Annotated in this window: 18 protein-coding genes and 1 tRNA gene; 13 read left to right on the plus strand and 6 right to left on the minus strand. The window is 66.8% G+C overall.

What is annotated here, in order from left to right:
• Window positions 1–63: 63 nt before the first annotated feature.
• Genes KRX55_RS01800 through KRX55_RS01825 form a run of 6 tightly spaced genes read left to right on the plus strand, consistent with a single transcriptional unit; the run spans window position 64 to window position 4,514 of the window.
• Window positions 64–873, plus strand: a complete 810-nt coding sequence (locus KRX55_RS01800; protein ID WP_255567455.1) for a peptidoglycan recognition protein family protein — start codon at window positions 64–66, stop codon at window positions 871–873.
• A gap of 1 nt (window position 874) precedes the next feature.
• Window positions 875–1,315, plus strand: a complete 441-nt coding sequence (locus KRX55_RS01805) for a hypothetical protein (RefSeq protein WP_218406139.1) — start codon at window positions 875–877, stop codon at window positions 1,313–1,315.
• A gap of 3 nt (window positions 1,316–1,318) precedes the next feature.
• Complete coding sequence (locus tag KRX55_RS01810) at window positions 1,319–1,735, plus strand: hypothetical protein (protein ID WP_218406140.1); 417 nt, start codon at window positions 1,319–1,321, stop codon at window positions 1,733–1,735.
• Window positions 1,728–2,165 carry a hypothetical protein gene (locus KRX55_RS01815; protein ID WP_218406141.1) on the plus strand — a complete coding sequence of 146 codons (438 nt, stop codon included), beginning with the start codon at window positions 1,728–1,730 and terminating at the stop codon, window positions 2,163–2,165. The genes KRX55_RS01810 and KRX55_RS01815 overlap by 8 nt, the downstream gene beginning before the upstream one ends.
• Window positions 2,158–3,816 carry a hypothetical protein gene (locus KRX55_RS01820; RefSeq protein ID WP_218406142.1) on the plus strand — a complete coding sequence of 553 codons (1,659 nt, stop codon included), beginning with the start codon at window positions 2,158–2,160 and terminating at the stop codon, window positions 3,814–3,816. The genes KRX55_RS01815 and KRX55_RS01820 overlap by 8 nt, the downstream gene beginning before the upstream one ends.
• 2 nt (window positions 3,817–3,818) lie before the next feature.
• A complete protein-coding gene (locus KRX55_RS01825) occupies window positions 3,819–4,514 on the plus strand; it encodes a glycine-rich domain-containing protein (RefSeq protein WP_218406143.1) in 696 nt (231 codons plus the stop codon).
• A gap of 136 nt (window positions 4,515–4,650) precedes the next feature.
• Here the strand turns inward: KRX55_RS01825 and KRX55_RS01830 are convergent.
• Window positions 4,651–4,725, minus strand: a tRNA-Gly gene (locus tag KRX55_RS01830).
• Between the two features lie 623 nt (window positions 4,726–5,348).
• On the opposite strand from KRX55_RS01830, the gene KRX55_RS01835 reads away from it, so the two are divergent.
• Together KRX55_RS01835 and KRX55_RS01840 are read left to right on the plus strand one after the other, a co-directional pair.
• The gene (locus KRX55_RS01835; RefSeq protein ID WP_200260586.1) at window positions 5,349–5,591 is read left to right on the plus strand and encodes a helix-turn-helix transcriptional regulator; all 243 of its coding nucleotides are present in this window, start codon (window positions 5,349–5,351) and stop codon (window positions 5,589–5,591) included.
• 228 nt (window positions 5,592–5,819) lie between these two features.
• Entirely contained in the window at window positions 5,820–6,617 is a 798-nt protein-coding gene (locus KRX55_RS01840; protein ID WP_218406221.1) for a DUF1542 domain-containing protein, read from the plus strand.
• Window positions 6,618–6,715: 98 nt separating this feature from the next.
• Here the strand turns inward: KRX55_RS01840 and KRX55_RS01845 are convergent, their stop codons facing one another.
• Entirely contained in the window at window positions 6,716–7,189 is a 474-nt protein-coding gene (locus KRX55_RS01845) for a ribose-5-phosphate isomerase (protein ID WP_198737755.1), read from the minus strand.
• Between the two features lie 191 nt (window positions 7,190–7,380).
• Here KRX55_RS01845 and KRX55_RS01850 point away from each other — a divergent pair, with 191 nt between their 5' ends.
• Complete coding sequence (locus tag KRX55_RS01850; RefSeq protein WP_218406222.1) at window positions 7,381–8,517, plus strand: TIGR04053 family radical SAM/SPASM domain-containing protein; 1,137 nt, start codon at window positions 7,381–7,383, stop codon at window positions 8,515–8,517.
• A gap of 24 nt (window positions 8,518–8,541) precedes the next feature.
• Here KRX55_RS01850 and KRX55_RS01855 read toward each other — a convergent pair whose 3' ends face one another.
• Complete coding sequence (locus KRX55_RS01855) at window positions 8,542–9,186, minus strand: mycothiol-dependent nitroreductase Rv2466c family protein (protein WP_218406144.1); 645 nt, start codon at window positions 9,184–9,186, stop codon at window positions 8,542–8,544.
• A gap of 303 nt (window positions 9,187–9,489) precedes the next feature.
• Here KRX55_RS01855 and pepN point away from each other — a divergent pair, with 303 nt between their 5' ends.
• Both pepN and KRX55_RS01865 read left to right on the plus strand, forming a co-directional pair.
• The gene (pepN, locus tag KRX55_RS01860) at window positions 9,490–12,111 is read left to right on the plus strand and encodes an aminopeptidase N (protein WP_218406145.1); all 2,622 of its coding nucleotides are present in this window, start codon (window positions 9,490–9,492) and stop codon (window positions 12,109–12,111) included.
• Between the two features lie 26 nt (window positions 12,112–12,137).
• Window positions 12,138–14,075 (plus strand): FAD/NAD(P)-binding protein, encoded by a 1,938-nt coding sequence (locus KRX55_RS01865; protein ID WP_218406146.1) that lies wholly within the window; start codon window positions 12,138–12,140, stop codon window positions 14,073–14,075.
• Here the strand turns inward: KRX55_RS01865 and KRX55_RS01870 are convergent.
• Entirely contained in the window at window positions 14,072–14,788 is a 717-nt protein-coding gene (locus KRX55_RS01870) for an SDR family oxidoreductase (RefSeq protein ID WP_218406147.1), read from the minus strand. The genes KRX55_RS01865 and KRX55_RS01870 overlap by 4 nt on opposite strands.
• A gap of 47 nt (window positions 14,789–14,835) precedes the next feature.
• Between KRX55_RS01870 and KRX55_RS01875 the strand changes: the two genes are divergently transcribed.
• Both KRX55_RS01875 and KRX55_RS01880 read left to right on the plus strand, forming a co-directional pair.
• Window positions 14,836–15,801 (plus strand): mechanosensitive ion channel family protein, encoded by a 966-nt coding sequence (locus KRX55_RS01875; RefSeq protein ID WP_370625727.1) that lies wholly within the window; start codon window positions 14,836–14,838, stop codon window positions 15,799–15,801.
• A 1-nt stretch (window position 15,802) separates the two neighbouring features.
• A complete protein-coding gene (locus KRX55_RS01880) occupies window positions 15,803–16,201 on the plus strand; it encodes a globin (protein WP_200260572.1) in 399 nt (132 codons plus the stop codon).
• A 28-nt stretch (window positions 16,202–16,229) separates the two neighbouring features.
• Here KRX55_RS01880 and KRX55_RS01885 read toward each other — a convergent pair whose 3' ends face one another.
• Both KRX55_RS01885 and KRX55_RS01890 read right to left on the minus strand, forming a co-directional pair.
• The gene (locus KRX55_RS01885) at window positions 16,230–16,889 is read right to left on the minus strand and encodes a hypothetical protein (protein WP_218406148.1); all 660 of its coding nucleotides are present in this window, start codon (window positions 16,887–16,889) and stop codon (window positions 16,230–16,232) included.
• Window positions 16,886–17,365: an acyl-CoA thioesterase gene (locus KRX55_RS01890; protein WP_218406149.1), complete on the minus strand. Its 480-nt coding sequence runs from the start codon at window positions 17,363–17,365 to the stop codon at window positions 16,886–16,888. Before KRX55_RS01890 ends, KRX55_RS01885 begins: the two co-directional genes overlap by 4 nt.
• Window positions 17,366–17,414: the final 49 nt, after the last annotated feature.

The following is a 17,414-nucleotide window of genomic DNA, read 5'->3' on the forward strand; positions in this document are numbered from 1 at the left end:
TGGGATCGTGCTGGTGTCCAGGCGGGGGAAACCCCGCACACCACATTTGACCAGGGAGTTCACATGGCGATTGCGCCGAACCCTCAGCACCGGGGCGATCCCCTGTTTCTCCGCGACGTTCTGACCCTGTTCGGTGTCCGGGCGGTGGAGTTTGAGGCCGCTCGGGATCGTGGGCATGGGGATTTCGGGCGGATCATTGGCGTCGTCGCGCACCACACGGGATCGAATGGGACGCCGGCGAGTTACATCGCCCGGCACCCTCAGCTCGGGCTGTGCTCGCAGATCCACCTGGCGCGGGATGGCCTGGCGACCATCGTCGGCGTCGGGATCGCCTACCACGCGGGCCGGGGGCATTGGCCGGGGTGGCCGCGGGATAACGCGAACGCGGTGTCTATCGGTATCGAGGCGCAGTCGGACGGCACGTCGCCGTGGCCGGAGGAGCAGCTCGACGCCTACTACCGGACGTGTGCCGCGATCTGCTGGTACCTCGGGCTGTCCGCAGATGCGGTGATCGGCCACAAGGAGTGGGCGGGCGCCGACCAGGGGAAGTGGGACCCGGGCGGGATCCATATGCCGACGTTCCGGTTCAAGATCCAGCAGTACATCGACCATCCGCCGTTCATGCAGGAGATCAAGAAGAAGATGACCGAACAGTTCGATTCCATCGGGACCCGGTACACGTCGCGTGTGCCCGGGTCCACCGTCACGATGCGCCCCATCGACGCGCTGCTGAACGCGGATGCCCACTCGTTTGTGGCCCGCGCGAACACGGAGGCGCTGCTCAAGCGTGTCGCTGAGCAGGAGCAGGCGCTCCGCGAGCTCGGCGCCCGACTGTCGGCGCTCTGCAACCACCTCAACCTGAAGGAGAACTAACATGACCGCTCCCCTCCCCCGTCACCGCGCGCCGTCCAGTCCTGTCATCGACTGGACCGGTGTGTGGCTCCACCAGCAGGTCCAGAAGCAGTCGTGGTTCCGCGAGAACGCGAACACGGTGACCGCTATCGTCGGTCTGCTCACCACTCTCGCGGCGTGGGCCGCATCCTCACCCCTCGGTGCTGATCCGCGGGTGCAGACTGCGGTTCTGATCGTCGGGTTCATCGGAACTGTGTTCGGTGTGAAGAACACCCGTAACGGCTGGTCTGCGTCCCAGATCAGCAAGATCAACGAGGCCCGCGCCGACGTGGTCGACAAGCTCCATGAGACTGAACACCGGGCCGAAAAGTCGTCTGGGTTGGATCTCGTGGATGATGCCATCGAAGCGACCCGGAACCTCGAGGACGCGGTTCGCGAGTTCAACCGCCGTCGGAGGGCGTAGACCATGACCAGCCCGACGATATGGGTGGAGCGCGCAGACAAGGGCCGGCGGATCGGCGCCGTCGTGTTGGCGTTGTTCGCCCTGTCGAAGGCTGGCCTGTGGTTCGCATTGGGGTACCCGATTGCGCTGCATATCGAATTCATTGCTCACGTCCTGCCCGATTGGGCATGGGTGGCGGTATGGATCTTCGCCGGAGCGATCTGTCTCGCCGGTACTTTTTCACAGCGTTTATTCAGGTGGGGTACTGGGCTTGTCGGCGGGCTGTCGTTCATCTGGGGCGTCGGATACGTCACCGTCGGTTTGGTGATCCCGGACGCCTTCGGGTCGGCCGTGTGTTACCTGGCGATGGCGGGTATGGCGGCGATGACGACGGTGTTCTCGAGTCTCCTCCCGTCGAGGATGAGGGGTCTGTATGGATAGCACGACAGCGACGACGCTGTCCTCGATTGTTGTGGCGCTCCTCGCCGGGTTCTGGGGCTGGCTGCAGTCCCGGGAGCACCACAAGGGCGAGGAATCGAAGATCTACACCCAGGCCGCGTTTGATTTGAACGAGCGGATGGAATCGAATCTGAAACTTGCGGACGCTCGCGCTGACGAGTTTCGCCGTGAAGCGCTGGAATTACGGGATGGTTTGTCGAAGCTCAGGGATGAGTACGAGGGAATGTCCCGGGATATGGGCAGTTTGAATGAGACGGTTGATGATTTGAAGCGTCGTTTAACCACATCGAATAAGCGTCTCGTTATGGCGATGCAGCATATAAACCTCCTCCAAAAGGACATCAAAGCTAAATACCCGGGGGTCGATTTGCGGCCTATTCCGACTGAACTGAATGGGATTGATAATGGCTGATAGTAGTAATTTCAGTGGTCGTTTTGAGGGCCGGTTCGTTGATGATGACGATGTTCGTGGTTCGGGGCGCGTGTGGGCCGAGTTCGACAACACGGAGGGGTTTATGACCCTGCCTTTGTCGCAGGACTACAAGGATCTGCGGGACAATTTGACGACGTTGGAGTCTCAGGGCAAGGCGTTCCGGGACGAGGCACGTGGGGCTAGGGACACGACGAATGGGTATCTGGCGCAGGTGCGGGGCTTGTCGTCGTCTGCGGAGACTGCACGTAATGAGGCTAGGTCGGCGGCTGCGTCTGCTACTGAGTCGGCTACGGCTGCGGCTGGTGATCGTGAGGCGGCGTCTGGGCTGGTGTCGGAGATCCAGGGCGCCGAGAGTAAGGTGCGGGTGCTGCGGGATGAGACGTCGACGTTCCGTGATGAGGCTGAGTCGTTTGCGGAGATGGCTCAGTCTGTGGCTGAGACTGGGATGAAGGCGCGCTCGGTGGAGCGTCGGCATCTGGCAGCTGGGGTCACGTCGGAGTTGGACTCGAAAGCATCGAAAGAGGATTTGAAGCGGGAGATTGCTGCCACTGGCTCGGGGAACATGATCCCGACTTTCAACGGGCGCCCGGTTTGGGCCGAAGGACTGGAAGAAAGCGACGAAGTTCCACCGGCCACTGACCTGCAGAGATCTTACGGCGGGCACGAAACGTCCACGATTTACCCGGAGTATATGGAGATATCTTCTGGCACTCCATACTACTTCGAGTGTTGGATTAAGGCTCCAGTCGAAGGAACAATCTTCTATCTTGAGCTTAGGGATAGAGCGGGAGAAAACGCCATCGCTTCGGGAGCGATCGGCAGGTACGGAGATAGATATATTTTCAACAAATATGATGTCCCGACTGAGTGGACGCGGGTATCAACCATTCTGCGGTTTAATAGAAAGGTCACGGCAGTCCGGTTTAAGGGGATATTTTTCAATCACCCTTCTGGTGAAAAAAGTGAGCAGAATACCCTAATTGCGGGAATGCGGCTTGTTTCGCTGCCACCGGACAACATTTATTCGGTTGCGAACCATAAGCATATTTTCAATGACATTATCGGGTTTCCCGACGGCGTATCTAAGGCAAGAGTTACCCCTGAGTCCAGCACCGTCGCGGTTCGCACAAGCACTGGTGCGCTGCAGGTCGCTGATGCTACGGCGCAGAACGAAGCCGTGAACCTGAAAATGCTGAACCAGCGTTTATACGAGGGGCAGCTGAATAACTACGTCCAGAAGGCGTTGCTTTCTGACGCTGCGGACGGTGCGCAGGGGACGGTGGTATCCCGGAATGCGGCCGGGAGCATCCTTGTCTCGGATACTCCGAATACTGATGGCAGCGCCGTAAACAGTAAGTGGGTGAAGAAGGAGATTCGGGCGACGAGTTTCACGGATCTTTCTGATGTCCCGGAGCAGGTTACGGGAATGTCGTACTACAACGCGGGCGAGACGGTTGTGGTTCGCCATAGTGACGGGCATATCGAGATTGGGGCGCCGACTGCTGGGAGTCATGCGGCGACGAAGAAGTACGTCGATGATCGAACGCAGGATGTTTCTAGAACAAAAGTGGTTGATAGCGCGGATCAGGCGACGCAGCCGGGAATTATCTATTTCGTTAAGGGGAGCTGACCGTGATTATCGTCGACGGGAAGAAGATTAAGCAGATCATCAAGGACGGCGAGAATATCCGTGAGGTGTGGGTGGACGGTGTTCGTGTTTTCTCGTCGCGGCGGTTTGAGGTTCATGTTTACAGCACTACTGGGGCCCACACACTCGCGGTCCCGGAATGGGTCGAACGGATCGACTACGTGATTTTCGCTGGAGGTGGCGGCGGTGCGGGCGGAAACAATCATTTCCAGGACATTAACTGCGGGGCGGGCAAACCTGGGAAAGCGTCACTATGGAAGGAAGCCGACCCGGCGATTATTAGCAGAACCGCTAAAGTCACTATCGATGTTGGCGCAGGTGGGGAAGGTGGGCCTGGTACTAGCCGCATATCCAACGACCCAAACCCGGGTAAACCGGGTGGAGCCACCACCGTCACGTTCCGCGAATCGAGCGGAGCTGCGATACAGACTAAACGCGAGGAAGGCGGTGCTGGCGGGACCGGGCAAGGCGACAGAACAGGAGACATCACCTACTTCCCGAACGTGAGTGAGCTGCTCCCCGGGATCGTCGATAAAGGCCAGGACCTCAAGCCGCCCGCCGGCTACAACGGCGGCGGTGACGGCGGCTCGTACGGCACATCGGGCCCGGGTGCTTCGGGCACCCCGGGTGAACGCGGCGGCGACGGCTGGGTGAAGATCTCGTTCTCAACGGGATATTAGCCCGGCCGGGACCGTGCCCGGGGGCGTTTCGCCGTCGGATGTGGGAGCTAGTGTTTCAGCTGGTGTACGCACCGGGACCGCAGACTGAAAACACCCCCCTACCTCGCATTTGCGCTGGTAGAGGGGTGTTTCTGCTTGGAGGGAACGACGGGAATCGAACCCGCGTCTTCAGCTTGGAAGGCTGAGGTATTAGCCACTATACGACGTTCCCAGTTCCACTGACCCGCGACCGTTTTCACCGGTACGGAACGGCGGTGATGAACATTCTAGCCCAACCCGGGACAGATGAGAAATGCCGCGGTGACGGCCGGCTCCCGACCGCGACACACGACCGGGACACGGGAAACGTCCGGATCCCGCGACGGTGCCGCACACGGGACCCACCACACATCCCGTTCACACCGGAGATCGCAGGCGGAATCCAGCACCCCCGGAAGTGTCGGACACAGCCCCAAAAGTGGGCGATCCGCCCATCCGAACGCTTCACTCGCACGTTCGAACCCTCGATATTCACCGCTTTCAGAAAAAGTTGTGAAGAAATAAGCGTAACGATCTTATTCTTTTATAAGCAGCACACTCCCGACATATCTGGATAGCCTACCCTTTCGTTTTTATATATTTGCAATTAAAAACACTTTCGGGGGTGGACCTAACTGGCCATCGACACTGATGGGACAGTATGGCGACCCGGAAACGGGACGCCGTCGTTTTGACGCCTCTCAAATGTAGGTTTCGGCGACGGTTTTTCGCCGATGAAACAGGTACGTCGACGAACATTCTTCAGCCCACATTTTTCTCAGGACTCCGTTAGCTACCTGCCGTATCGTGGCCGACATGCAACCTAAGATCATTGACTCCGACTCCGGCAGAGAGCTCTGGACTGCCATCGAGTGCGCCAAGTTTTCCGGGACTGCGCGCGGTACCTTCACCAGCTACGCCGGGCGCGGACGTGCCCCCAAGCCCGTCGCCAAGATGCACGGACTGACCCTCTGGGATTCGCAGACCATCCACGAGTGGGTCGAAGAACGCAAGAACGGCCGCAAGTCCGTCAAGTCACCCGAGAACTCCGAAGCCTGAACCACCCCACACCGCTCTTCGACCGGTGGGCCCACCCCCTGAACCTGAACCCGCAGCAACCCCGCAGCACACGACCGTGTGCTGCGGGGTTTTTCTTGCGGAGGGCCCCCGGGAACCTCCGGGGCCGATCAGGCGTTGTCCGTGCAGAGCAGAGTCGTGGCCCGCAACCGCCGCCCCGAGCCCTGCCGAACTCCACCCCGCCGTCGTACACGAAGGTCGCCGATGAATATTCTCCCTCTGCTCCTGATCGCCGTCGTCATCCTCGGAGTCGTTCTCCTGCTGTCGAGGAACGGGTCCACCGGGGGACGTCGCTCCGCCGGCGCGGAACTCGACGACGCGGTGGCGGACGCACGCCGGTGGATCGAGCGGCTCGGATCGCAGGTCCTCAGCCTGAGCGGCAGTGACACCGCCTCGACGCAGGCGCTCGCCGACGCCTCCGAGCGCTACAACGCCGCTTCCGGCCAGATCAGCACCGCACAGACGGTGCGCCAGGCTGAGCTCGCCCGCGAGTCCGCGCTGGAGGGACTCCACTACGTGAACGCGGCCCGGGAGATCATGGGTATGCCCGCCGGCCCGGAGCTGCCACCCCTCGAGGGCCAGCGGCGTGCAGGGTCCGTGACCGAGCAGCGCACCATCGACCACGAGGGAAAGCAGATCACCGCCTCTCCCACGGCGTCACCGGAGACCCCGAACTACCACCCGGGTGGCATGGTCGCCGGCCGCCCTGTACCCGCCGGCTGGTACTCCGAGCCGTGGTGGGCCGGCGCCCTGCGCACCGGCATGTGGACCGCCGGATCCGTGATGATGTTCTCCATGCTCTTCGGCGGCATGTCCGGCGTCCACTACGGACCCCAGGACTTCGAGCAGGGCTACGGTGACGCCGGGGCGGACGCACCGGACGGGTCCGCCGGCGACGCCGGACAGAATCTCGACGCGGACCCGGGTGCCGGTGGGGATGACGGAGGCTTCTTCGGTGGCGACGGTTTCTTCGGTGGCGACGGCGGCGCAATGGACTTCGACTTCTGACGCAGGGGGCCCGGAGACCCGGGGACCGGACGTGAAGCGGGCCCCGACCGGTGACCGGTCGGGGCCCGCTCACTGTACGTGAGGGATGATCAGGAGGATCAGGCCTCGGGCAGTGCCGGGGCGATGCCCGTCTTCTCGTAGTCGGCGAGGATGTCGATCCGGCGCTGGTGACGCTCGGCCTCGCTCCACTCCTGATCCAGGAAGGCGTCGACGATCGCGAGCACCTCCTCCTTCGAGTGCATCCGGCCGCCGATCCCGATCAGCTGGGCGTTGTTGTGCTCGCGGGCCAGGCGGGCGGTCTCCTCGGACCAGGCGAGGGCGCAACGGGCACCCCTGACCTTGTTCGCGGCGATCTGCTCACCGTTGCCCGACCCCCCGAGCACGATGCCGAGGGAACCCGGATCGTTGACCGTCCGGGAGGCGGCCTCGATGCAGAACGCGGGGTAATCGTCTTCGGCGTCGTAGGTGTGGGCGCCGCAGTCGATCACCTCGTGTCCGGCGTCGCTGAGATGTTGGACGATGACATTCTTCATTTCGAACCCTGCGTGGTCCGCTCCGAGGTAAACGCGCATGCGACAAGTGTAACCCGGCGGGCGCCGGGGAGGGACCCGCCGCCCGGAGACGAAACCCAGGGACGTGAGATGTCGCATAGCGCCCCCTGTCGAGCTGCTTTTCGCCACGTCCGGGGCTAGCGTCATAGGGAGTGAACACCCGTCCGGAAGGAGCCCGCGGAACCGTGTCCCACACCCATCCCAGCGTCCGGATGATCCGCCATGACATCGGTGCGAAGCCGTTCATCGTCATCTGGGAGGTGACCCGCGCCTGTCAGCTCGTCTGCCGTCACTGCCGCGCGGACGCACAGACCAGGGCCGACCCCCGGCAGCTCACCACGCGGCAGGGATTCGAACTGCTCGACCAGCTCGCCGCCTACGACCGCCCGCACCCGCTCGTCGTGCTCACCGGCGGGGATCCCTTCGAACGCGACGATCTCGTGGACCTGGTCCGGTACGGCACCGAACGCGGGCTGTCGATCTCCCTCTCCCCCTCGGTCACCCCGAAGCTGACCAGGGCCCGGTTGGAGGAGCTGCGGGCGGCCGGCGGCAAGGCGATGTCGATGTCACTGGACGGCGCGACCGCCGAGACCCACGACGCCTTCCGCGGATTCCCCGGAACGTTCGACGCGACACTCTCGATGGCCCCGGAGATCCTCGACGTAGGGTTCCGGCTGCAGATCAACTCGACGCTCACGCGCTCGAACATCCACGAGGCGCCCGCCCTGCTGAAGACCGTCATCGGGATGGGCGCGAAGATGTGGTACACGTTCTTCCTCGTCCCGACCGGACGCGGCGCACGGCTGAACTGCCTGGACCCGGACGAGCGGGAGGACGTGCTCAACTGGTTGGCCGACGTCTCCGACCGGATCGCGATCAAGACGACGGAGGCCCCGCAGTACCGCCGGGTGGTGCTCCAGCGGGAGCGCGCCGATACCCCGTACCGGGGCGGCGAGCTCTACCGCACGCTCACCGGGGAGACGACCCGCCTGCTCGGGGCACATCCCGAGCATCCCCGCCGCCCACGGCCCCCGATGGCCGTGAACTCCGGATCGGGATTCGCCTTCGTCGACCACATCGGCGACGTCTACCCCTCGGGCTTCCTGCCCGTGCACTGCGGGAACGTCACCGAGACGCCGTTTTCCGAGATCTACTCCCGCTCGCCGGTGTTCACCGCACTCCGCGACCCGGACAACTGGCACGGCAAGTGCAGCGTCTGCGAGTTCCACGGGGTGTGCGGCGGTTCCCGCTCCACGGCGTACGCGATGACCCACGACTACCTCGCGTCGGATCCGACCTGCGCGTACGTCCCGGAGGCGTGGACGCGGGCGCGGCGACTGGGCGCCTGACCCAGCCGGCGACCCTCCGCCGGGTCAGTCGAACTCGGGACGTTCCGTCCGCGAGCGCTTGAGCTCGAAGAAGTGCGGGTAGCCGGCGAGGGCCACGGCGCCGTCGAACACCTTTCCGGCGTCCTCTCCACGGGGGATGCGGGTCAGCACCGGCCCGAAGAAGGCGGTTCCGGCGACCTCCACGACCGGGGTACCGACCTCGTCGCCGACGGCGTCCATCGCCTGCTGGTGGAACCCGCGCAGTGCGTCATCCCAGTCGGTGCCGGTTCCGGTGTCGGCCAGGTCACCGTCGAGCCCGACCTCCACGAGTGCCTCCCGTACGAGGGGGATCAGTGCGTCGGAGACGTCGCCGTCACCGGCGCTCTCCCTGAGCTCCTCACCCCGCCCCTCATCGTGGATCCTCGTCCCGAGTGCGGTGTAGAGCTCCCCGACCTTGTCCGGGTGCTCGGTGGCGACCCGGGCGAACACGCGCGCCGGCGCCCACGTCGTCGTCATCATCCTCCGGTACTGCTCCGGAAGCTCATCGCGACCCTCGTTGAGGACGCCGAGGCTCATCGGGATCCAGGTGACGTCCACGTCGCGGACCTTCTCCACCTCCGTGACCCAACGTGACGTGATCCACGCGTACGGGCAGGTGACATCGAACCAGAACTTCAGGGGTTGACTCACGGGCTACCTTCTCTCTCTCGGGTTCTGTCGGCCGGTGTTCCCTCCGGGAACCCGGCGCGTCGGGTCGTGCCGCCCAGGATAGGTGCTTTTCCGGCCCACGCACGCCCGGTTGCCCGCACGGCCCGTATCCTGGACCGTGTAGCGCCGCCACCCCCGACGGCCGGGGACACCCGTCATCCGGTGTCACCGTCCCGGGAGGCGTCCGCGGTGCGGGTGCACTGTTTTTCGTCCACCACCTGATTGATAGAGCGGCCCGCCGTCGGCGGCACCGCAGCAGTCCACACAGACAGGAGTTCGGGTTACGTGACCTCGACCAATCTCACCCATGCGGAAGCCCAGGCCCGATCGTCGATGCTCGACGTCGACAACTACGGGATCGCCCTCGATCTGACCGGCGGGGAGAAGGAGTTCTCCTCGGTCACCACCGTCGACTTCACCGTGTCCACCGCCGGCGACACGTTCATCGATCTGCGGGCGGCCCGGGTGTCCGAGGTGCTGCTGGACGGTGGGGACATCACGGCGGACGCCGTCACTCTCGGCGACGACGGCTACGACGAGGCCGCCGGGGTGGCCCTCAACGGACTCGAGCCCGGCGCGCACTCGCTGCGGATCACGGCGGACTGCCGTTACTCCCGGACCGGGCAGGGCCTGCACCGCTTCGTGGACCCCGCCGACAACGAGGTCTACATGTACACCCAGTTCGAGACCGCGGACGCGAAGCGGATGTTCGCCTGCTTCGACCAGCCGGATCTCAAGGCCACCTACGACCTCACGATCACCACGCCCGCCGGGTGGCGGGTGATCTCCAACGCGGAGCAGACCGTGACTGATAACCCGGACGGGACGGCCACCCACGTCTCCCGCATCGACTACCGGCTGTCGACCTACCTCGTCGCGATCTGCGTCGGTCCCTACCATGAGGTGCGCAGCGAGTGGACCGGCGAGCTCACCCACCACCCGGAGACCCCCGCGGGCCAGCCGCACGAACTGACCGTACCTATGGGCATCTACTGCCGGAAGTCCGTCGCGGACAGTCTCGACGCCGAACGCCTGTTCACCGAGACCAGGCAGGGCTTCGACTTCTACCACGCGAACTTCGGCATGGCCTACCCCTTCCACAAGTACGACCAGGTCTTCGTGCCCGAGTTCAACATGGGCGCGATGGAGAACGCCGGCTGCGTCACCCACCGTGACGAGTACGTGTTCACCTCCAAGGTGAACCGCTACCGCTACGAGCGCCGCTGCGACACCGTCCTCCACGAGCTGGCGCACATGTGGTTCGGCGACCTGGTGACCATGCGCTGGTGGGACGACCTGTGGCTCAACGAGTCCTTCGCCACCTGGTCCGCGGCGATCAGCCAGGCCGAGGCCACGGAATACGACACCGCGTGGGTGACGTTCGCGAACATCGAGAAGTCCTGGGCGTACAGCCAGGACCAGCTGCCGTCGACGCACCCGATCACCACGGACGCCGGCGACATCGAGACGGTGGAGCAGAACTTCGACGGCATCACCTACGCCAAGGGCGCGAGTGTGCTGAAGCAGCTCGCCGCCTACGTCGGTCGAGAGGAGTTCTTCGCGGGTGTCCGCCGGCACTTCGCCACGCACGCCTACGGCAACGCGACCTTCGACGATCTGCTCCGGGCCCTCGAGGAGGCCTCGGGCCGCGACCTGTCCGACTGGGCGGACCAGTGGCTGAAGACGACGGGCGTGAACACGCTCGCCGCCGAGTTCGAGGTGTCGGGTGACAGGTACGTCTCCTTCGGTGTCCGCCAGCACGGTGCGGAACCGGGCGCCGGGGAACTGCGCGACCACCGCGTGGCAGTGGGCCTGTACTCGCTCACCGACGGGGTGGTCCGACGCGTGAAGCGCGTCGAGCTGGACGTCTCGGGCGAATTCACGGAGATCCCGGATCTCATCGGTACCGAGCGCGCCGATCTCGTCCTGGTCAACGACGATGACCTCACGTACTGCCTGACCCGGTTGGACGCCGATTCCCTCGACTTCGTCGTGCACAACATCGACCGCATCGAGGACCCGATGCCACGCACACTGTGCTGGTCCGCGACCTGGGAGATGGTCCGCGACGGACGCATGCGGGCCCGCGACTTCATCCGGCTGGTGGCCCGCGGAGCCTCCGCGGAGACGGAGATCGCCGTCCTCGAGCGGATTCTCACCCAGGCGTCGAGCGCCCTGGCGAACTACGCCGACCCGACCTGGGCGGAGGAGACCGGGCGAGCGCTGCTCGCGGACGCCCTCCTCGACGGCGCACGGAAGGCCGAGCCCGGTTCGGACGCACAGCTGACGTTCCTGCAGGTGCTGTCCCGCCGGAAGCTGGGCACCGACACTACCGAGCAGATCGATTTATTCACGCGGCTCCGCGACGGGGTCTCCCCCATCGACGGCCTCGAGGTGGACAACGACCTGCGTTGGCGGGCACTGACCGCACTCATCGCCGCCGGGCAGATCGCGGACCCGGAGGCCGCCATCGAGGCGGAACTCGCCCGCGACTCCTCCTCCGACAGCCAGAAGTGGGCGTGGGCCGCGCACGCCGCGGTGAACACCCCGGAGCGGAAGAAGGAGATCTTCGACGAGGTCACCGATCCGCACTCCGGTCTGTCGAACCTCGCCGTCCGGCACAAGATCGAGGGACTGACCTGGGCCGGCGCCGCGCCGAACCTCCGGCAGTTCAACGAGGCCTACTTCGAGCTGGCGCCCGGCTTCTGGCGCACCGCCACCCCGGAGATGGCGCTGGCCGCGCTCAACGGGATCTACCCGTCCTGGGACATCACCGGCGAGGGCGTCGCGCGTGCCGGCGCGTTCCTCGACGGTGATCACCCGGCGGGCCTGAAGCGCGTCGTCGCCGAGGGCCGGGACAGGGTCGAGCGGGCGCTGCGCAACCGGGCGGTCGACGCCGGCGAGTGACCGGCCGGCTGGACTAGCCTGTCTGTGTGACTTCCCCGAATCCCGGTACCACGCGGTCGATCGCGATCATCGGCGCCGGGCCGCGCGGCACGTCGGTGCTGGAGCGGCTCGGCGCCGCCCTGCACGAAGCACCCGGACACGTGCCCCTGGACGTGCACCTCATCGATGATTCCCAGCACGGCTCCGGCGAGGTCTGGCGCACCGACCAGGCGGGTGAGCTGTGCATGAACACCCTCGCCGGTGCGGTCACGATGTTCACGGAACCCGGCTCGACGGTGTCGGCCCCCGTACGGCGGGGACCGACGCTCTACGAGTGGATCCAGCTGCTGCGCGGGGAGAACCCCGACGAAGCGGGGATCGACCCGGACGTCGCCCGGGTGTTCCGGCGGCACCGGCCCGCCCCGGCGGTGGCGGTCGCGTTCGCCGACGAGCTGCGCGCCACGCGCCCCGAATCGAATCCGAGCCGCCGCCTCTACGGCGCGTACCTCCGGTGGTTCCTCGACGTGACCCGGCACCGGCTTCCCCCGCAGGTCACGCTCCACCACCACCACAGCCGCGCGGTGGCGCTCACCGCGGCCAATGACGGAACCGACGGGATCACGCTCGCGGACGGCTCGGTGGTCCGGGCGGGTGCGACGATCCTCGCCCCCGGGTGGCAGCTCTCTGTGCCGGACGACGCGGACCAGCTCTGCGCATCGGACGACCTGAAGTGGATCAGGCCCGGTAATCCCGCCGACCAGCGGCTGGACCTGATCGACCCGGGAGACACCGTGCTGGTCCGTGGCCTGGGAATGGGATTCTTCGACGCGATGATCCTCCTCACCGCGGGCCGCGGCGGGCGATTCGTGGACGACCCCGCGACGCGCTCCGGCCTGCGGTACGTCCCCTCCGGCCGCGAACCGCGGATCGTCGCGGCATCGGGCCGTGGCTACCCGCTGTTCCCGAAGTCCGAGTACCACTCGCTGCCGCCCCGCATGCCGCACGCCAGACTGCATGCCGTCGTCCGGGCTCTCTCCGCCGGCGACACGCCGATCGATTTCGACCGGCAGGTGTGGCCCGCCGTCGCCCGGGACGCCCACGAGGCCCACCACCGTGCCCTGCAGCGGATGCGGCCCGACCTGACCGTGGATCCGGCGGACATCGCCGAACTCATCGACGACACCCCGGTGGCGGACCTGCCCCGGGTGCTGGCCGCGCGGGTCCCCGGCGTACCCGTGTTCGACCCCGTGGCCGAGGCCGACCCGCTGGCCGCCCGCGGGATCACCGGGCCGATGTCCCCCGGGGAGTTCACCGCCGCCGTCGCGGACGGTCTGGCGGCGGACATCGCCCACGCCGCTGCGGGCCGGGACAGTGCGTGGAAGGAGGGGATGTGGTCGATCGCGTCGGCGCGCAAGACCGTCTCGGTCCTCGGGGCGAACGGCCGCTACACGCCATCATCCCGGCGCGGCCGCTACGCCTGGATGATGGCGCTGGGCAGGATGGCGGGCTCCGGTCCCCCGGCCTTCCGCACCCGGGAGCTGCTCGCCCTGGTCGACGCCGGTGTCGTGTCCTTCCTCGGGGCGCACCCCACCGTCGGGGTGACCGGCGGCGCGTACCGGATGCACTCCCCCACCACCGGCCGGGCGGTCACCGCGCGGGTGCTCCTCGACGCCCGCCTCCCGGCGCCCGATGTGCGCACCACCGCCGACCCGCTCATGCGGCATCTGCTGCAGCAGGGCCGGATCAGGGTGTTCCGCCTGTCCGACGGTTCGACGACCCCCTCCCCGGAGGTCGATCCGGTGACGCAGCGGGTGGTCACCGCCGGCGGGACACCGGATCCGCGGCTCCACCTCATCGGGATCCCCACCCACGCCCAGATGCCGGACACCACGATCAGTCCGATGCCGGGCACCGACGCGACGCTGCTGCAGACGACCGATGCCGCCGCCGTGCACGCCCTCGCGGCGGTGTCGGGGCGGGGCTAGCGGTCGGCCAGCTCGATGCGGGGTCGGACCGCGATGTCGGTGAGCTGCGTGGTCGGCCCCGCGGTGACGGCGAGGCGGACCGCGGCGGCGACCTCAGCGGGCTCGATGTAGTGCGCGGGGGTGTAGGTTCCGCCCGCGGACTCGACGATGCCCCGCAGCATCGGGGTGTCGGTCGGACCGGGGGCGACGCTGCTGACCCGCACCCCGGCGCCCGCCTCCTCCTTGCGCAGGCTGTCCGCCAGACCGCGCAGCGCGTGCTTGGTGGCGGTGTACACCGTCGTGCCCGGATGCGCCCCGTTGCCCGCCCCGGAGTTGATGAACACCACGTTTCCCCCGGCCGCCCGGAGCGCCGGCAGCAGCCGGCGGGTGAGCTCCGCCGGCACCACGACGTTCAGGTCGAGCATGCTCCGCCACTGCTCCGGGGTGGCCTGCTCCACCGAGAACCTGTGTCCGACCGCCGCGGCGTGCACCACCACGTCGACGCGGGGCAGGTCCAGGACCTCACGCAGTCCGGCGCCCGGCCCGGCGTCGAGGAGCTCCGCGACGAGGTCGCAGCGCAGTGCGCGCACGTGGTCGAGCGCATCGAGCTCTCCCAGCGCGGCCTCGTCCCGCCCGAGGGCGAGGACATCGAAGTCGGGCATGAGGATGTCGACGACGGCTCGACCGATTCCACCCGTCGCCCCGGTGATGACTGCCACAGATCGGTTGCTCATGGCCCCCAGCCTAACGCCCGTGCCCGCACCCGGTAGGTTCTTAAGGCGTGAAGGATACGTTGCGGCATGTTTTCAGGGACAAGCACGGGCTGAACACCGACGGACTGATCGACATGGCCATCGCGGTCGGACTGATCCTCGTCGTGGCCGTCGGGATCCAGTGGACGTTGATCATCCTCATCAGGCGGGCCTCGAGGCACGCGATCGAACGCGGCCCGGGACACTCGCTGTTCGGTGAGTCGGTGGCGCTCGTCCCCGAGGGGACGCGCGACAGGCAACGTCGGGAGGCCAGGATCACGACGCTGTCATCCGTGGCGCGCTCCGCCGTCGCGATCTTCGTGTGGGGATGGGCGGGCCTGGCGATCCTGTCGGAGCTGGGGGTGCAGGTCGGCCCCCTGATCGCCTCAGCCGGCGTCGCGGGTGTCGCCCTGGGTTTCGGTGCGCAGTCCCTGGTGAAGGACTTTCTCTCCGGGATCTTCATGCTCATCGAGGACCAGTACGGGGTCGGGGACTCCATCGACGTCGGGGACGCCGTGGGCACGGTCGAGGCGGTGTCCCTGCGGCTGACGACCATCCGCGACGTGGACGGCACCCTGTGGTTCGTCCGCAACGGACTGATCCAGCGGGTCGGTAACTCCACCAAGGGCCACGCCGTCGCACGCGTCGACGTTCCCGTCGGCCTGTCCAACGATGTCGAGGACGCCAAGAAGGCCATCGGCGACTCCGCCCGCGCCGCCGCCGCGAGTGAGGCCCTGAAGGACTCCGTCCTCGGCGATCCCGAGGTGGACGGGGTGCACGCACTGGCGGTGGATCACATGCTGATCCGGGTCCGGGCGAAGGTCGCCGCAGGCACCCAGTGGGCCGTGCGCCGCGAGCTACTCGGCCGGATCATCACCGACCTGCAGAAGCGGGGTATCTCGACGCCGTACCCCAACGGCATCGGCATCAGCGCCGAGCCGTCCACCACCGACGGAACCGCGGGCCCGTCCGGCCCCGCGGCGGAGGAGAGATGACATGGCGGAGAATCAGCCGAGCAGCTTCTACGGGGCCGTCGGAGGTGAAGAGACCTTCTCGACGATCGTGCACCGTTTCTACCTGCAGGTGCGCGAGGACGATCTCATCGGGCCGATGTACCCGCACGACGACTGGGAGGGAGCGGAGGCGCGCCTGAAATGGTTCCTGGCCCAGTACTGGGGCGGCCCGCAGACCTTCAGCGAGAACCGCGGACACCCACGGCTCCGGATGCGCCACCACCCGTTCGCGATCGGCGTCGCGGAGCGGGACCGCTGGCTGGAGATGATGGCCGCGGCCATCGACACCGTCGACGAGGAGACGCTACCCGCCCCGTACCGCGCGGCCCTGTGGGAGCACATGGTGCGTGTCGCGGACATGCTGGTCAACCGGTTCGACTGAGCGCGGCCCGGGCTCAGCGCCCCCGGAGTCAGAATTGGAGGACCGACTGCCGGGTGCTGCGGTAGACGGTGCCGAACGGGGCGTCCACCCGCACCCAGGTCCCGGTGCCGGAGACCCGCAGGTGACGCGGGATGGACTCGGGCGCCGCGGCCCCCGGGATCAGCCCGAGGGAGGTGCAGGTGAACACCATGCGCATCGTTATCTCCGCGGCACCGGGGTCCCCGGCGGAATCCGCGCCGGCACCGTCGGATGCGGTGACGGTGAGCACCGTCTGGTCGAGCAGGGACTGCGGCGGTCCGAGCGGCCCGGAGAACTGGCGTGCGAGTGCCTGCCCCTGATCCGCGAGCTGCCGCACGACCGTCACCGGGAGGGTGTCGAGGAGGGTGAAGCCGCCGGCCGGAGGCAGTGCCCCGGGCCACGCGATGTCACGGGCCGCACCGATCTCGGTGCGCCCCTCGGCGAGAGCGTCCCGGAGGTCGGAGGCCCGCACGACGGCTCCGTCCCGCCCGGCGGTGCCCTCGACCCGGCGCGCCGCGATCACGTCGAACGGGGTGGTGACGAACACGTCGACGCTGCCGTCCCCCCGCTGCCGGAAGCGGGCCGAGGCGTCCGCGTCGATGCCGGTGGCCCGTGACAGCAGCGCCCGCAGCCCCTCGGCCCCGGCGGTGACGGTGAGCGTCTCGGTCACTCGTGACCCTCCTCCGTCGCATCGGCCGCACCGGCGACATCGGTGCCGGCCGCCCGGCTGAGCACCTTGAGCTCGTTGGCGGTGATGGCCCGCGGTGTGGCGGTCTTGAGGTCCACGGCGATCTGGACGCACTCGATGACGCAGGCGACGGTGCCGTGCCGGTCGATGATCGACTGGCTGGTGGTGAAGGACGTCCGTCCGACCCGGGTCACCCGGGTCTCGACGACGACGGTGGAGGTGTCCGGGAGGATCGGGCTCATGTAGCTGGCGTCGAGCCGGCGGATGAACACGGCGGGCACGTCGTGGCCGCGACCGATGAACTCCTCCAGCGCGAAGATGTTCCGGGCCTCCTGCGCCAGCTCGATGTAGGCGGCGTTGTTGAGATGGCCGAAGCGGTCGAAGTCGGACCACCGGACGTGCACCTCAGCGGTGTGGACGGGGGCGCTGCCGGTGTTGCGGTCACTGCTGTTGGCCATGTGTTCGGGGATCCTTCCGTGCGGGTGTGTCGCGGACCTGCGGGCTGCG

The organism is Corynebacterium sp. TAE3-ERU16, assembly GCF_019209935.1.
GTDB classification, from domain to species: domain Bacteria; phylum Actinomycetota; class Actinomycetes; order Mycobacteriales; family Mycobacteriaceae; genus Corynebacterium; species Corynebacterium antarcticum.

What these genes read in the sequence shown, in the direction of transcription:
- KRX55_RS01810 (WP_218406140.1), top strand. Translation starts at nt 1,319, where the DNA reads ATGACCAGCCCGACGATATGGGTGGAGCGCGCAGACAAGGGCCGGCGG.
- KRX55_RS01845 (WP_198737755.1), bottom strand. Translation starts at nt 7,189, where the DNA reads ATGCGCGTTTACCTCGGAGCGGACCACGCAGGGTTCGAAATGAAGAAT.
- KRX55_RS01820 (WP_218406142.1), top strand. Translation starts at nt 2,158, where the DNA reads ATGGCTGATAGTAGTAATTTCAGTGGTCGTTTTGAGGGCCGGTTCGTT.
- KRX55_RS01815 (WP_218406141.1), top strand. Translation starts at nt 1,728, where the DNA reads ATGGATAGCACGACAGCGACGACGCTGTCCTCGATTGTTGTGGCGCTC.
- KRX55_RS01835 (WP_200260586.1), top strand. Translation starts at nt 5,349, where the DNA reads ATGCAACCTAAGATCATTGACTCCGACTCCGGCAGAGAGCTCTGGACT.
- KRX55_RS01850 (WP_218406222.1), top strand. Translation starts at nt 7,381, where the DNA reads ATGATCCGCCATGACATCGGTGCGAAGCCGTTCATCGTCATCTGGGAG.
- KRX55_RS01880 (WP_200260572.1), top strand. Translation starts at nt 15,803, where the DNA reads ATGGCGGAGAATCAGCCGAGCAGCTTCTACGGGGCCGTCGGAGGTGAA.
- KRX55_RS01870 (WP_218406147.1), bottom strand. Translation starts at nt 14,788, where the DNA reads ATGAGCAACCGATCTGTGGCAGTCATCACCGGGGCGACGGGTGGAATC.
- KRX55_RS01890 (WP_218406149.1), bottom strand. Translation starts at nt 17,365, where the DNA reads ATGGCCAACAGCAGTGACCGCAACACCGGCAGCGCCCCCGTCCACACC.
- KRX55_RS01805 (WP_218406139.1), top strand. Translation starts at nt 875, where the DNA reads ATGACCGCTCCCCTCCCCCGTCACCGCGCGCCGTCCAGTCCTGTCATC.
- KRX55_RS01800 (WP_255567455.1), top strand. Translation starts at nt 64, where the DNA reads ATGGCGATTGCGCCGAACCCTCAGCACCGGGGCGATCCCCTGTTTCTC.